The 14558-nt window shown below is 43.5% G+C and carries 13 protein-coding genes; 9 read left to right on the plus strand and 4 right to left on the minus strand.

Annotated elements, in window-relative coordinates; genetic code table 11:
• Nucleotides 1-64: 64 nt before the first annotated feature.
• Nucleotides 65-1732, minus strand: coding sequence for a DNA repair protein RecN (recN, locus tag M0C34_RS05625; RefSeq protein ID WP_248714676.1), 1668 nt, complete (start codon nt 1730-1732; stop codon nt 65-67).
• Nucleotides 1733-1953: 221 nt separating this feature from the next.
• Here recN and M0C34_RS05630 point away from each other — a divergent pair, with 221 nt between their 5' ends.
• The 5 genes from M0C34_RS05630 (at nt 1954) to M0C34_RS05650 (ending at nt 7268) form a co-directional block, all read left to right on the plus strand.
• Entirely contained in the window at nt 1954-3024 is a 1071-nt protein-coding gene (locus M0C34_RS05630) for an extracellular solute-binding protein (RefSeq protein WP_248714677.1), read from the plus strand.
• A 48-nt stretch (nt 3025-3072) separates the two neighbouring features.
• A complete protein-coding gene (locus tag M0C34_RS05635; protein WP_248714678.1) occupies nt 3073-4185 on the plus strand; it encodes an ABC transporter ATP-binding protein in 1113 nt (370 codons plus the stop codon).
• Nucleotides 4175-5032 carry an ABC transporter permease gene (locus M0C34_RS05640; RefSeq protein ID WP_248714679.1) on the plus strand — a complete coding sequence of 286 codons (858 nt, stop codon included), beginning with the start codon at nt 4175-4177 and terminating at the stop codon, nt 5030-5032. The genes M0C34_RS05635 and M0C34_RS05640 overlap by 11 nt, the downstream gene beginning before the upstream one ends.
• A gap of 8 nt (nt 5033-5040) precedes the next feature.
• On the plus strand, nt 5041-5898 hold the full coding sequence (locus M0C34_RS05645) for an ABC transporter permease (RefSeq protein ID WP_248714680.1): 858 nt from the start codon (nt 5041-5043) through the stop codon (nt 5896-5898).
• Nucleotides 5899-6056: 158 nt separating this feature from the next.
• On the plus strand, nt 6057-7268 hold the full coding sequence (locus tag M0C34_RS05650; RefSeq protein WP_248714681.1) for a multidrug effflux MFS transporter: 1212 nt from the start codon (nt 6057-6059) through the stop codon (nt 7266-7268).
• A gap of 55 nt (nt 7269-7323) precedes the next feature.
• Here M0C34_RS05650 and M0C34_RS05655 read toward each other — a convergent pair whose 3' ends face one another.
• The gene (locus tag M0C34_RS05655; protein ID WP_248714682.1) at nt 7324-8028 is read right to left on the minus strand and encodes a flagellar brake domain-containing protein; all 705 of its coding nucleotides are present in this window, start codon (nt 8026-8028) and stop codon (nt 7324-7326) included.
• A gap of 41 nt (nt 8029-8069) precedes the next feature.
• On the minus strand, nt 8070-8951 hold the full coding sequence (gene nadK, locus M0C34_RS05660; RefSeq protein WP_248714683.1) for an NAD(+) kinase: 882 nt from the start codon (nt 8949-8951) through the stop codon (nt 8070-8072).
• A 153-nt stretch (nt 8952-9104) separates the two neighbouring features.
• Between nadK and grpE the strand changes: the two genes are divergently transcribed.
• From grpE to can, 3 genes are all read left to right on the plus strand, one after another.
• Nucleotides 9105-9737 carry a nucleotide exchange factor GrpE gene (gene grpE / locus M0C34_RS05665; RefSeq protein WP_248714684.1) on the plus strand — a complete coding sequence of 211 codons (633 nt, stop codon included), beginning with the start codon at nt 9105-9107 and terminating at the stop codon, nt 9735-9737.
• Nucleotides 9738-9945: 208 nt separating this feature from the next.
• Complete coding sequence (locus M0C34_RS05670; RefSeq protein ID WP_248714685.1) at nt 9946-10203, plus strand: DUF1289 domain-containing protein; 258 nt, start codon at nt 9946-9948, stop codon at nt 10201-10203.
• Between the two features lie 98 nt (nt 10204-10301).
• Complete coding sequence (can, locus tag M0C34_RS05675; protein ID WP_248714686.1) at nt 10302-10904, plus strand: carbonate dehydratase; 603 nt, start codon at nt 10302-10304, stop codon at nt 10902-10904.
• A gap of 72 nt (nt 10905-10976) precedes the next feature.
• On the opposite strand, the gene M0C34_RS05680 is transcribed toward can, so the two are convergent.
• A complete protein-coding gene (locus M0C34_RS05680) occupies nt 10977-12311 on the minus strand; it encodes a dicarboxylate/amino acid:cation symporter (protein ID WP_248714687.1) in 1335 nt (444 codons plus the stop codon).
• Between the two features lie 292 nt (nt 12312-12603).
• Between M0C34_RS05680 and dnaK the strand changes: the two genes are divergently transcribed.
• Nucleotides 12604-14520 carry a molecular chaperone DnaK gene (gene dnaK / locus M0C34_RS05685; protein ID WP_248714688.1) on the plus strand — a complete coding sequence of 639 codons (1917 nt, stop codon included), beginning with the start codon at nt 12604-12606 and terminating at the stop codon, nt 14518-14520.
• The last annotated feature ends 38 nt before the right edge of the window (nt 14521-14558 follow it).

Here is a 14558-nt window from a genome sequence, read left to right on the forward strand (position 1 = left end):
TCCTTGTTAAGGAAGGCATCATAACTAAGCCCCGCCAGAAAAAGAAGCATCGATCGCGAAGAAATTAGTCGCTGATTAATAATTCTTGCGCGTTTGCGAGGGCTGAAGGGGTAATTTCGTCCCCGGCAAGTAAACGCGCTAATTCTTCTAAGCGTTGTTTTGCTGACAATGTTTGCATATTAGTGATGGTTTCATTTTTCTTTTGCTGCTTGCTCACTAACATTTGTTGGTGTCCATGTCCGGCAACTTGCGGAAGGTGAGTGACACATAGTACCTGACATTGCTTACCCAACTGGCGAAGCATGCTGCCTACTACAGCAGCTGTTGGGCCACTAATACCGACATCAACTTCATCAAAAATGAGGGTAGGGGTTAAAATGCTGGCCGAGCAGATAACCTGAATGGCTAAGCCAATACGGGATAGCTCACCGCCTGAGGCGACTTTTTCGATGGCCTGCATCGGCTGACCTGGGTTGGTTCTTACTAGTAGTTCAACGCGGTTAATACCATTAGCATTGATAAACTGCTCGGCATCACTGTGAACTGAAAACTCACATTGTGCTTTGGCCATACTGAGTTTATGTATTTCTTTAGTGATCAATTTACTGAGACTATTAGCAGCACGTTCGCGACTTTTAGATAGTTTATTCGCCTTGCCAAGATAGTGTTGCCATGTTTTTTCAATTTCTTCGGCAAGGTGCTCAAAACGTTCGCTTTGTTGGCTCATGTGATTGAGCTGGGTGTGTAAGTTTTGATGCAGCTCAGGTAATAACTCAGGGGTGGTTTGATGCTTCCTGGCTAGTTCTAGGGCGAGGCTGAGGCGTTGTTCTAACTCGGCAAATAACTCAGGGTCATCGTCTAGCTCTTCACTGTAATGGCTAAGTTGTGATGTGGCCTCTTCAACTTGTATTTGGGCTTCGTGCAGTAGGTTATTGATGGCGTCTAATTTGGGATCTAACTCCAGTAGCTGACTGGTGGTTTTACAGGCCTGAGCCAGCATATCAAGCACATTGACTTGTTCGTCATGGCCCAGCAACTGAGTAAGCTGGTAGCTGGTTTGTTGCAACTCGGTACTATGTGATAAACATTGGTGTTGCCGCTCAATGCTTTGGTATTCGCCTTCTTGAAGGGCAAATTCGTCTAACTCTTTCACTTGGTATTCAAGTAGTTGTCGCTGAGCGGCGAGTTCTTTCTGCTGTTGTTCTGCTAACTCTTGCTCGTTACACAGGCCCTTCCACATTTGGTAGGCTTGTTTTACTTCGCCTATTAACTGCGGATGAGCGGCATATTGGTCGACGATAGAAAGCTGCTGGCTAGGTTTTAGCAGCAGTTGATGTGCATGCTGGCCGTGAATGCTGATCAGGTATTGGCCTAAGCTCTTAAGTTGTGCCAAAGGTACAGCGGTGCCATTAATATAAGCTTTAGAGCGGCCTTCTTTAGTGACTACTCGACGCAAAATGCATTCGTCGTCACTCAGCAGCTCATTTTGTTGTAACCACAATTGGGCTCGCTGATTGGTACTTATATCAAATTGAGCGCTGATTTCAGCTTTGTCGGCATCTTGCCTAACCATTGATGCTTCGGCGCGATTACCTAAACACAAGCCTAGTGCGTCAATCGCAATCGACTTACCGGCACCGGTTTCGCCAGTAATGGTGGTCATACCTTGATGTAAGTCGAGTTCAAGAAATCGAACAATCGCAAAATTTTGTACGCTTAATTGAGTGAGCATTTCCATACCTGTTTATTCATACAGTTGCTGTATAAATATATAGTTCTATTTTTGAGCTTGCAAGCTAAAATTCAAAACTGATTGTTTTTTATCCTATTTTTCGGTTGCTTGTACCTTCACATTTGTGTCATAAAAGTAGTGCATGTTTATCATTCGAGCGATGTATTCAAACCAAGCAACTTGGTTTACTACTTAACCCTATAAATACATGGAAGAATATTATGTTGAATAAACGTTTAACACTGAGTGCTTTAGCGCTTAGCATGGGTGCAATTGTTAGCGCACAAGCCAGTGCAGAAACCTTACGTCTACTCACTTGGGGTGGTTACGCCCCACAAGAAGTGATAGAGCTGTTTGAAAAAGAGACGGGCATCGAAGTGAAGGTGACCAAATCAAACAATGAAGACATGATCTCTAAGTTACGTGCAACAGGCGGCTCTGGTTTTGATTTAGCCCAGCCTAGCCAAGACCGCATTACTGGTGTTCAACAGCAATTCGGCATTTATCAGGCTATTGATCTAACCCGTATTGAACAGCAACAAATGATTACCTCTATGTTGGACGCCACTAAGAAAAACACCGCAGTAGGCGACCAAGTATTTGGCGTCCCTCACGTTTGGGGAACCAGTGGCTTAGTGGTGAACGGTGAAATGGCCAAAGATGTCGCTGATTATACCGACTTATGCCAAGACAAATATAAAGGCAAAGTGTCTTATCGTTTGAAGCGTCCAACTCTGATTGGTTTTGCTTTCGCGTTGGGAGAAGACCCATTTGCTGCTTATTCTGACCCTGCAAAATACCAGCAAATATTGAATCAAGTAGAACAAAAATTGGTCGAATGTAAGCCTATCGTTAAAGCTTACTGGTCTGGCGGTGATGAGTTAATGAACTTAATGCGCTCAAATGAGGTGGTTGCGGCCATGGCTTGGGATGCTGGTGGTTGGAAGCTCAACCGTGACCAACAGAATATTCAATTTGTTGCACCTAAATCTGGGGCTCTTGGGTGGATTGACACTTTTGCTATCCCAAGAAAATCAAAGGCGGTTGATGCGGCTTACCAGTGGATCAACTTTGTTATGCGCCCTGAAATAGCGGCAAAAATCACCGAGTCTGCAGGTAATTTCACTGCTTCAAAAGGATCGGATGCTTACGTTAACGAAGTGGCTAAGGCCCAATTTAACGCCAGCTTTTCTAGTGATGATATCGACAACATCAAGTGGTATCCGGCTGTACCTGCGGGCTTAGAAGCCATGGAAGGTAAGGTATTAGATCGCGTTCAAGCGGCAAAATAAGTGTATGGGGCCAACCGGCCCCTTTAAATTTCAAAGTGAGTTTTTATAGTGGCAAATGTTAAATTTGATCTGGAATGTGAAAGTCTCACCAAGCAATTTTCTGACTTCACTGCGGTTGATGGCTTAAATTTCAATGTAGAAGCGGGATCGTTTTTTTCTATTTTAGGACCGTCCGGTTGTGGCAAAACAACGTTGTTGAGAATGCTAGCAGGCTTCGAATCGCCCAGTAAGGGCGAGATTAGAATTCATCAACAACGGGTCAACGAATTAGCGCCTAATAAACGCCCAGTGAATATGGTGTTTCAGCATTTAGCACTCTTTCCCAATATGAACGTGGCCGAGAATATCGCTTACGGCTTAAAGCGTCGGGGGGTTAAGGCCGCTGAACGGCAAATTAAAATCAGTGATGTACTTAGCCGAGTTGGCTTAGACGGAAGCCAAGATAAACAGATTTCACAGCTATCAGGCGGCCAAAAGCAACGAATCGCTATCGCGCGTAGTTTGGTATTAGAGCCAAGCTTGCTATTGCTTGACGAGCCTTTGGGCGCCTTAGACTTAAAGCTTAGAGAAAAAATGAAGGTTGAGCTAAAACACCTGCAACGAGAGTTTGGTACCACCTTTATTTATATTACTCACGACCAATCAGAAGCTTTGGTGATGTCTGATAAAGTCGCAGTGATGAATAATGGCCGTTTTGAACAGGTTGCCAGCCCACAGCAGCTCTACTTTCAACCCGATACCGCCTTTGTGGCCAAATTTGTGGGACAAACTAATCAGTTATCAGCGGTGGTATGTGAACAGCGCCAAGCGAAGGCTTTATTAAAAACCGCGCGTGGACGCCACTTGATCGTGGAAACTAAAGTACCGCAAATTGCCAAAACTACGGTGAACATTTTTGTTCGACCTGAAGTTATCGGTATTGCTAAGGCAGGGCAAGATATTCAAGCTGATAACCAGTTTGATGTTGTTGTTGAAGAGTGTTTATTTGATGGCGCGAGTTCTACTTTAATGGTTCGAGATACCCATCATAATGAGGTCTATCAAGTTGCCCCAGGCGCAAATTTGGCGCTGCATAACATCAGCGTGGGCAGTTTACTGCGCATCTATTGGAATGCCGAGCAAGCAATGTGCATTGTAAAAGGAGCGAGCAGTGAAAGCTAAAGGCCTAGGTTTTTACTTGTTATTGCTGCCATTTTTATTGTGGTTTGTATTGCTGATTGTGTTGCCACACATGCAAATGCTTGAGTTATCTTTGATTAAACGAGATTACGCAGCAGGCGATAGCGTGGGTGGCTACCAATATCAACAGTTTTTTGGTGAACCACTGTACTGGCGCACCCTAATGCGTACCGTGTGGATGTCCTTATTAGCTACCTTCATCACTTTGTTAGTGAGTTTTCCAGTGGCATTTTTCATTGCCAAAGTGGCGAAGGGCAAATCAAAACGCTTGTTATTACTGACTTGTTTATTGCCATTTTGGGTCAGTGAGTTAGTGCGTACTTACGGCTGGATGATTCTGCTGCGAGAGTCTGGAGTGATAAGTAAAGGGCTTATGGCCTTGGGGTTAACCGAGCAACCTATCGAGTTTCTGTATAACGATGTAAGTATGTTAATCGGTTTGGTTTATACCTCGATGTTATTTATGGTGGTGCCGCTGGTGAGTACCTTAGAAGGTCTAGATAAAAGCTTGATTGAGGCCGGTTATGACCTAGGCGGAAACGGTTGGGATGTTACTCGTTCCATTATCGTTCCTTACGCGATGCCTGGCATAGTGTCTGGTTGTATTATGGTGTTTATGCTGTGTTTAGGTAATTACCTCACCCCAAGGTTATTAGGTGGGAAAGACAGCCTGTGGTTTACCGAGCAAATTTTCACCCAGTTTATCACCCGCTTTAATTGGGAGTTAGGGGCCGCTTTTGGTGTGATCTTGTTACTGGTATCCTCGTTTGTTGTGGCCCTAGGCTTGAAGCTTAGTGGTCAGTCGTTTAGCCGAACATTGGGTCGATAGGGGGATTTATGTTACATCAACTGCGCGGTCCGGCTAAATCGCTTTACCAATTTTACATGGTCGGTTTTTTAGTTTTTTTGGCCTTACCTTTAACCATTGTGGCAATCTTTGCTTTCAATGATAGTTTGTATCCAGCCCTGCCTTGGCAAGGTTTTACCTTAGATTGGTTTATCGGCCAAACCGAACCTAAATTAGGGATTTTATATGATGACGGCTTGCTTTCTAGTATTGGGGTGAGCGCTTCAATTGCTTGCTTGGTAACCCTCGTGTCTATTGTGTTGGCTACTGCAAATGCCTGGTTGTTTGTTCGCTTCGATTTTCCTGGGAAAAACTGGCTATACATTGGCTTATTGCTACCGCTGGTCATTCCTGGCGTTATCCTTGGGGTTGCCATTTTGGTGGCCAGTAGTAGTTTGGCAAATAGTATTGAGAATACCTTTGCTTGGGAATGGGAATGGTTACGACCCGGTTTTAGCCTAGTGGTGATTGGCCAAGTGGCGTTTATCACTACTATTTCAACTTTAGTTATATTAGCTCGTTTACGTAAATTTGACTTTAGTTTAGAAGAAGCCGCGTTAAATTTGGGAGCAAGTTCTTGGGTTGCTTTTATTACCGTAGTGTTGCCGTTTCTTACCCCTGCCTTACTTGGCGCCGGAGTGGTGAGTTTTCTTATGTCTTTTGAGAACTTCAATACCACCTTGATGTTAGTTGGCTCTGACGCCCCTTTAACTATTGCCATGTATGACCGTTTACGCGAAGGCTCCACGCCGGTGCTAAATGCGGTATCACTATTGTTAATGCTTGGCTCTGCACTCATCGCTCTGATATCCATGCTGTTTGATAATGAGCAAAAAAACAACACTTAGTAAATTCGATAAAACAGCAGCTATTTGGTTATAGCTGCTGTTTTATTGTGACTTTTAGATTATTTGTAGCCTTACTGTAGCCAACTTCATTACTTATCGCTATTCAACTTTTCTCGTGATATAACGACCTGTTTTCTGTAGGGAGTTAGGAGTAACAGGTGAGCACTGGAAATAGCAACGCTAAAGCGTTTATTGTTTTGTTAGCGGCAATGATGTCTCTGGTGGCATTATCTGTAGATGCGATGTTGCCTGCACTGGTAGCCATTGCAAACGACTTCAATTTACCGCAAGCCACTCAGGCTCAATGGACCATCACTTCTTTATTTATTGGCTTGTCGATAGGGCAATTATTTTATGGCCCTTGGTCAGATGCAGTTGGCCGTAAGCCGCCAATTTATGTAGGTTACTTGCTATTTATCAGCGGTAGCATCATTTGTATCTTATCAGAGTCTTTTAACTGGCTAATCGTTGGGCGCGTTTTGCAAGGTATGGGGGCGGCTGCACCGCGAATTATCACCATGGCGTTGGTGCGAGACAAATTAAAAGGCGCCGAAATGGCGCGTATTATGTCGGTGGTGTTTTCAGTATTTATTGTCGTGCCGATTTTAGCCCCTGCTGTGGGTCAGTTAATTCTGAGTGTTGCCCATTGGCGCTGGATCTTTGGTATGTTGTTAATCATGGCGGTATCCACTGGTTTTTGGTTCTTTTTGTACCAAGAGGAAACCTTAGTGGAAGACAAACGCCGACCACTTACAGTAAAAAGCTTTGTTGAAGGTTTGAAATTCCTCTTGGCTGAGCGCACCGCGTTGGTTTATACCTTGGTATCCGGTGTGGTTTTTGGTGGTTTTATCGGTTACTTAAACAGTGCCCCTTTAATATTTATACACTTATACGACCAAGGCGACAATTTTGCTTTGTTATTTGCTGTTGCTGCTTGTGCGGTGGGCGTAGCTTCACTGGTCAATGGTCGCTTAGTGCTAAAGTTAGGCATGCGTAAGATGATTAATTACGCTTTATGGGGCTTACTGCTACTAACGGGTCTATTTTGTATCATATTGTTGGCTAATGCTGGTGTACCGCCGTTGCTGATTTTAATGGCCTATTTGGTGCCTGCTTTTTTCTGTATTGGTATCTTGTTCGGTAATTTAAATTCTATAGCCATGGAACCGCTTGGTGCCATTGCGGGCATGGGCTCAGCTTTTGTTGCCTTTATATCAACGTTGGTGGCCATTCCAATTGGTAGTTTAATCGGTCTAAGTTTTAACGATACTTGCTATCCGGTAGTGTTTGGTTTTTTATTTGTGGCGTTATTTAGCTTAGTGGTAATTACTTTATTTGACCGAGTTCCCTGGCAACAAAACAAAGCATAAACTTGCGATGTTATATCGACAATAGTTGCACTTAAGATGGCAGAAAATGACGGGGTTAAACGTCTAGAGCGAGGTGTTTAAAGACTTCTTCTAGTTCCGTTTCTCCTTCAAAACGAATACCTACAGATAGGTGGTCGATTCCTTCACGGCTTTGGCTTTTCACTTTTCCCTCGACGACCGCATCTTTGTCGGGGTGACCCGGAAAGCGAATATAGATAAATACATCTTCTAACAGCAGCTTGCCGTTACTCGCAGGCCAAGCGAGTTTAAAGCGACAGCCTCCAGCAGATAAATCTAAGATGATCCCATCGAAACTGAGGCTATCTTCAATTTGGTGATCGCTCACTGACGATCGGTGAGTCATGGTCGCCGGAACTCGAATGCTAACCCGTTGCTGTTTTCGCAGACTAAAACGTTCGATTTCAGAGGGGTATTTTACAAATAGAAGGTGTTTGGGCGACTTAATTATGTCTGTGATGATGCTGCGAAAGGCGATACATTGACCGGCTTCACCTTCAATTATTGAGCGAATAATACAAGCCATCCCTTCAACTAATACATCACCGTGGCTTTGTTGGGCAGTTTTGGGAACCGCAAAAATTAGAAAATTACCGTCATCAACGCCGATTAACCGGCATTTGATACGCACATCACCTGCTTTAACAAATTGCACATCGAGAATATCGCCAAAAGAAAGTTGGCGCATAATTTCAACAACTAGTTGACGCTGTTTAACCAGTGGAGAGGTAGTTGTGCTCAATGATTCACTTCCCTGATGCGATGATAATTGTAAGGCTTAGATTAAAACAGTCTGCTGCCCCAGCCAAGTTTGGTTCGTAATATTTTAAAGTAATCATAGTTCTCGGGGTGAACCAGGCGCAAGTGATTTGCTTGTCTTCTTATAATTACTTCGTCTCCCGGTAGCACCGGGAGTGAAACGTGGCTATCGCAGCTCACATTCATATGTTCGCTGTTGTCGTAAGATAGCTTAAGTTTCACTTCACTTTGGCTATCAACCACAATCGGCCGAGAGCTTAAAGTATGCGGGAACATGGGCACTAACGCTATCGCATCTAAATTAGGGGTGAGAATAGGGCCTCCAGCTGAAAGTGAATAAGCTGTAGAGCCAGTAGGGGTAGTGATAATCAAGCCGTCGGCACGTTGGCTAAGCATAAAGTGATCATCAATATATACTTCAAACTCCAACATGGTGGCGACTTTATCGAGGTGAAGTACCACTTCATTGACGGCGCTATTGCAGCTTTTTAGCGTATTATGACGCATCACTCTTGCTTCTAATAGAAAGCGATTTTCAGTGACAAATTTGCCTTGTAGCACTTGTTGCAAGGGGTGTTCAAAATCATCTGGATCTAAATCGGTAAGGAAGCCTAAGTTTCCACGGTTGACTCCAATAACGGCAATATCGTAACCGGATAAAACACGCGCGGCTCCCAGCATATTACCATCGCCGCCCACTACAATGGCTAACTCGGCTTGCAGCCCTAAGTCAGTAATACTGACTAAGTTAAGCCCGTCAATGTCTAGTTGTTGGCCGGTTAGCTCTTCTACTAACACCGTATAAGACTGTTGAGTAAGCCAATGGTATAGCGCGGTAAGGGTGTTGTTTGCACCCTCATGATGTGGTTTTCCGATTAACCCAATGGTATTGAAAGCTTTAGTCATAACTTATTGATTTCACTTTGTGTTATCGCTGATTATAGCGTGTCCATTAAGAACTCAGCTAGTTTTATCGCGTCTATCACTTGAAAGCATCTATTTGATCCCCATAATATGCAACAGATTAGAGTTATTTGTGAAGAATTACGGAGACCCTGCATGAGCAGCGAGCAAAATAAAGCGCAATCAGAAGAAGTTGTAGTAGAAAACGAAGTAGAACAGCAAGTTGATGCGATTGAAGCTGAGCTAGAAGCTGAAATGGAAGCAGAGGCAGACGCTGAATCTGTGGGTGAAGAGATCAGCGTTGCTGAGTTACTAGAGCGTTTGGCGACTGCTGAACAAACGGTTGCTGAGCAAAAAGATGGGGTAATTCGCGCTAAAGCTGAAGTTGACAATATTCGTCGTCGTTCTGCACAAGAAGTTGAAAAAGCCCGTAAGTTTGCCTTAGAAAAATTTGCCAATGAGCTGTTACCTGTCATCGACAATATGGAAATGGCTTTATTACATGCCAACCGTGAGGATGAGGCCTTGTCATCGATGATTGAAGGGGTAGAGCTTACCCTGAAAACCCTTATCGATGCAGTTAAGAAGTTTGGTATTGAGGTCGTATCGCCGCAAGATCAAGCTTTTGATCCCGCTAAACATCAAGCAATGGGCATGCAAGAGGTAGAAGGTGTGGCACCAAATACTGTGGTAGCCGTTCTGCAAAAAGGCTATGAACTGAATGGCCGTTTATTACGACCTGCAATGGTAATGATCTCAAAAGCTGCTTCAGTAGATACCAGCGCTTAATCAAGCTATTACGATGTTAAGGGCCTGTAGGCCCTTTTTTTGTGCCTTTTATTGAACATTATTAGGGGAGTAAACTTAAGTGTTCAGCTAAATGGTGAGGAATTGACATACTTTTGTTTAAAATTTTGACCTCTAAGCATTGCCTATGCCATTGTTATAGTCTGAATAAGTATTGTTCGTATTGGCTGGAGGGGAGTTGTAGTAATTCATGGAACAGCTCGAAATTTTTGATATTCCCAATCCCTGTCGTGGTATCTGTCAATCCAACAGCCGTGGGCTTTGCATGGGGTGTTTTCGTAGTAGAGAAGAACGTTTCTCTTGGCAGAGGCTGAGCCCTGCAGAGCAGCAAAATGTGTTGCGTTTAAGCAAGCAACGTAAGCTGTACTTTATTCGTAAGCAGCGCCAACTATTGGCAGACAAAACACCACAAGACGCTCCTCAAGCTGAACTCCCGTTCGATGACTAGCTGCTGGTCAGATCAGTGTTTCGCAGGGTAATGCTAGCAGTCGCCGAGCGCATCGGGCAAAATACTGCTCAGAGTCTAGTTGTAGCAAAGAGGAATAGATGAGCGACATTGACCAGTTATTTAAGAATAATCGACTGTGGGCGCATAGAATCAAAGAAAATGATCCTGATTTCTTTGGTGAACTTTCAAAACAACAGAATCCAGAGTATTTATGGATCGGTTGCAGTGATAGTAGAGTTCCTGCGAATCAAATTGCTGGCCTTCCTCCTGGTGAAGTTTTCGTGCATCGGAATATTGCTAATGTCGTTGTACATACTGACTTAAACTGTTTGTCGGTGATTCAGTACGCAATCGATGTATTGAAGGTGAAACATATTATTGTGACCGGGCATTACGGCTGTGGTGGGGTATTGGCCTCTATGGAAAAGGAGCAGCACGGCTTAATTGATAACTGGTTGCGCCATTTAAAAGACGTTTATCGCTTTCATCAAGCCGAGCTTGATGGCATTGAAGACAAACAATTACGTGCCGACCGTTTGTGTGAATTAAATGTGATGGAGCAAGTGAAAAATGTCTCCCAAACCACTACCTTGCAAAATGCTTGGCGCAACGGCCAACAGCTATCTGTTCATGGTTGTATTTATTCGATTCAGAATGGCATTTTAAACAATCTTGATATTTCTATAAGTGGTATCGAGTAAGCGTTCACGTAGTTGACGCAAAAATAAAAAACGCGGCATAAAGCCGCGTTTTTTATTGTGTACTTTATATGGTTAGGCCTTTTCTAAGCCTACTGTAGCATTTGGCTCTGCTTCATGGGGTAAGTGAACTTCTTCTTCCGACAAACCCGCTAGCGGGTTGTTGTAAGTGTCTAGGTTTAAGTCCCCTTCTGATTTAGCGACTGCTACGGTTACCATGCTGTCACCGGTAATGTTGACCGCCGTACGAACCATATCTAACAAACGGTCTACGCCGATGATTAAAGCAATACCTTCAACGGGCAGCCCTACTTGTTGTAAGACCATGGCCAGAGTAATTAAACCAACGCCCGGCACGCCTGCTGTTCCCACTGATGCCAAAGTTGCAGTGACAATCACCATTAAAAAGTTACCGGCGGTTAAATCAATACCATAAACGGTAGCGATGAAAATGGTCGCCACACCTTGCATTATTGAAGTGCCATCCATATTGATGGTCGCGCCCAAGGGAATAGTAAAAGAAGCCGTTGAGTTACGTACGCCCAATTTATGAGTAGCGGTTTCCATCGTCACTGGAATAGTGGCGTTAGAGGAAGCAGTACTAAACGCAAATACAATTGCTTCACGCATTTTCTTGATGAACAAAACCGGATTTAAGCCGGTAAGTACTTTGAGTAAGGTGGGGTAAACCACCAAAGCGTGAATCAGTAGCACAACCAGTACCACCATAAAGTAACCTAGCAGGCTATAAATCGCGTCGAAGCCAATACCAAAGAACAGTTTGGCTAACAGCGCGAATACGCCATAGGGAGCAAGGTTCATTAAAATGGTGACTAATTTCATAATCACTACATTGAAATCTTCAAAGTGGCTGGCTATACGCTTGCCTGGTTCACCTGAAATTGCGATAGCGATACCGAACAACAATGCAAATACAATGATTTGCAACATATTGCCCTGTGCCATGGAGGCAATAGGGTTATCCGGGAACATGTCGATAATGACTTGGCTAATACTTGGGGCTTGTTTAGCCTGGAAGGCCGTTTCAGCCACTAGTTCGATGCCTGTGCCAGGACGAACTAATAGTGCTACCGCCATTGCCAGTGAAATGGCAATCGCTGTCGTGGCTAAATAAAGAAGCACTGTTTTACCACCAAGGCGGCCTAAGCGAGCAGTATCTTTCATTGAAGACACGCCACATACCAAGGATACAAATACCAATGGCACAACTAGCATTTTTAAGCTGGCAACAAAAATAGACCCTGTAATATTTAAAATGCCGTCAACCAGATAGTCTTTAACTAGCACTGAATCAGCAAAAAATGTTTGTAAGAAAACCCCTAGTGCAATACCGGTAATCATACCGATTATTATCTTATGTGTGAGGCTCAGTTTTGCAGTGTTGATCATTTCCCTTCTCTCTATTTTTATGCAGATTAATGCTCTGCATATAACTTAAAGTTAAGGTTATAGTATCACAGGTTATATCTAATGGCATTTTAGCTACTTCCTGTTCGGTTTTTGGTGGTTTTATGTGCTGCTGTTGCTTTTGCGGTGGTAAAAGTTGAATGGAAAGTAATCAACTTGATATCAAGCTATTTAGCTTTTTTTTTTAGTTTTTCCCTTGAAAAGAAAATTGACGCCCCCACCTTAGTTCCAACAACAAAAAATTAGTTATAAACAGAATTTGGAGAACACCATTATGGGTAGAATTATTGGTATTGATTTAGGCACCACTAACTCTTGTGTTGCGATTTTAGATGGCGATACCCCTAAAGTTATCGAGAATGCTGAAGGCGATCGTACAACACCTTCTATCATTGCTTACACCGAGGATGGCGAGACCTTAGTTGGCCAACCAGCCAAACGCCAAGCGGTAACTAACCCAACTAACACTGTATTTGCTATTAAGCGTCTTATCGGTCGTCGTTTCACCGATGACGAAGTACAGCGTGACATTAAAATTATGCCGTTCAAAATTGTAAATGCTGACAACGGTGACGCTTGGGTAGAAGCAAAAGGTGAGAAGAAAGCACCACCGCAAATTTCTGCTGAAGTATTGAAGAAAATGAAGAAAACAGCAGAAGATTACCTAGGTGAGGCCGTTACAGAAGCGGTTATTACGGTACCTGCATACTTTAACGACTCACAACGTCAAGCAACTAAAGATGCTGGTCGTATTGCTGGTTTAGATGTTAAACGCATTATCAACGAACCTACTGCTGCAGCCTTCGCTTACGGCGTAAACTCAGTTAAAGGCGACAACGTTGTTGCTGTATACGACTTAGGTGGTGGTACTTTTGATATCTCTATCATCGAAATTGATGAAGTAGATGGCGAGAAAACTTTCGAAGTGTTAGCCACTAATGGTGATACTCACTTAGGTGGTGAAGATTTCGATAGCCGCTTGATCAACTACTTGGTTGAAGAATTTAAGAAAGACCAAGGTTTTGACCTTAAGCAAGACCCGTTAGCGATGCAACGTTTAAAAGAAGCCGCTGAAAAAGCTAAGTGTGAACTGTCTTCAGCTCAACAAACTGATGTAAACCTACCTTACATCACCGCTGATGCTTCGGGTCCTAAACACCTTAATATCAAAGTAACTCGCTCTAAGCTTGAGTCTTTGGTTGAAGAATTAGTACAACGTTCTTTAGAGCCATTACGCATCGCTTTGCAAGATGCTGACTTATCTGTGGGTGACATCAACGATGTAATCCTAGTGGGTGGTCAAACACGTATGCCACTAGTACAAAAAGCAGTTACCGAGTTCTTTGGTAAAGAGCCACGTAAAGACGTTAACCCTGATGAAGCTGTCGCGATGGGTGCAGCTATTCAAGGTGCAGTATTGTCTGGCGATAAAACTGACGTATTGCTACTAGACGTAACGCCACTATCTTTGGGTATTGAAACTATGGGTGGTGTAATGACACGCGTAGTTGAGAAAAACACTACCATCCCAACGAAGGGTTCACAGGTATTCTCAACAGCCGATGATAACCAAAGTGCGGTAACGGTTCACGTTATTCAGGGTGAGCGTAAACGTGCTGCAGACAACAAATCTTTAGGTCAATTTAACCTAGAAGGTATTCGTCCTGCACAACGTGGCGTGCCACAAATCGAAGTAACTTTTGATTTAGATGCTGACGGTATTTTGCACGTATCTGCTAAAGATAAAGATACCGCTAAAGAGCAAAAAATTACCATTCAAGCCTCTTCTGGTTTGTCAGATGACGAAATCAATAAGATGGTTAATGAAGCGGAAGCTAATGCTGAAGAAGATAAGAAGTTTGAAGAGTTAGTTCAAGCTCGTAACCAAGCCGATGCTTTAGTACATGGTACACGCAAGCAAATTGAAGACGCCGGTGAAGCACTTCCTGCTGAAGATAAAGAGAAAATCGAAGCCGCAGTGACTGAATTAGAAGCAGCAACTAAAGGTGAAGATAAAGCAGAGATCGAAGCTAAAACTCAAGCTTTGATTGAAGCCTCTCAAAAACTGATGGAAGTAGCACAGCAACAAGCCCAAGCAGATGCAGGCGCGGCAGATGCCGAGCAAGCAGCTCCTGCTCAAGACGATGTGGTTGACGCTGAGTTTGAAGAAGTGAAAGACGACAAAAAATAATTTGTCTTCGATACTTTAGTAAGTAAATAGCGGGCGTT

Origin of the sequence: Agarivorans sp. TSD2052 (assembly GCF_023238625.1) — a bacterium.
In the GTDB taxonomy this organism is placed as follows: domain Bacteria; phylum Pseudomonadota; class Gammaproteobacteria; order Enterobacterales; family Celerinatantimonadaceae; genus Agarivorans.

Coding starts and splice junctions, on each gene's coding strand:
- recN (WP_248714676.1), bottom strand. CDS start 1,732: ATGCTCACTCAATTAAGCGTACAAAATTTTGCGATTGTTCGATTTCTT.
- M0C34_RS05630 (WP_248714677.1), top strand. CDS start 1,954: ATGTTGAATAAACGTTTAACACTGAGTGCTTTAGCGCTTAGCATGGGT.
- M0C34_RS05645 (WP_248714680.1), top strand. CDS start 5,041: ATGTTACATCAACTGCGCGGTCCGGCTAAATCGCTTTACCAATTTTAC.
- nadK (WP_248714683.1), bottom strand. CDS start 8,951: ATGACTAAAGCTTTCAATACCATTGGGTTAATCGGAAAACCACATCAT.
- grpE (WP_248714684.1), top strand. CDS start 9,105: ATGAGCAGCGAGCAAAATAAAGCGCAATCAGAAGAAGTTGTAGTAGAA.
- M0C34_RS05670 (WP_248714685.1), top strand. CDS start 9,946: ATGGAACAGCTCGAAATTTTTGATATTCCCAATCCCTGTCGTGGTATC.
- can (WP_248714686.1), top strand. CDS start 10,302: ATGAGCGACATTGACCAGTTATTTAAGAATAATCGACTGTGGGCGCAT.
- M0C34_RS05680 (WP_248714687.1), bottom strand. CDS start 12,311: ATGATCAACACTGCAAAACTGAGCCTCACACATAAGATAATAATCGGT.
- dnaK (WP_248714688.1), top strand. CDS start 12,604: ATGGGTAGAATTATTGGTATTGATTTAGGCACCACTAACTCTTGTGTT.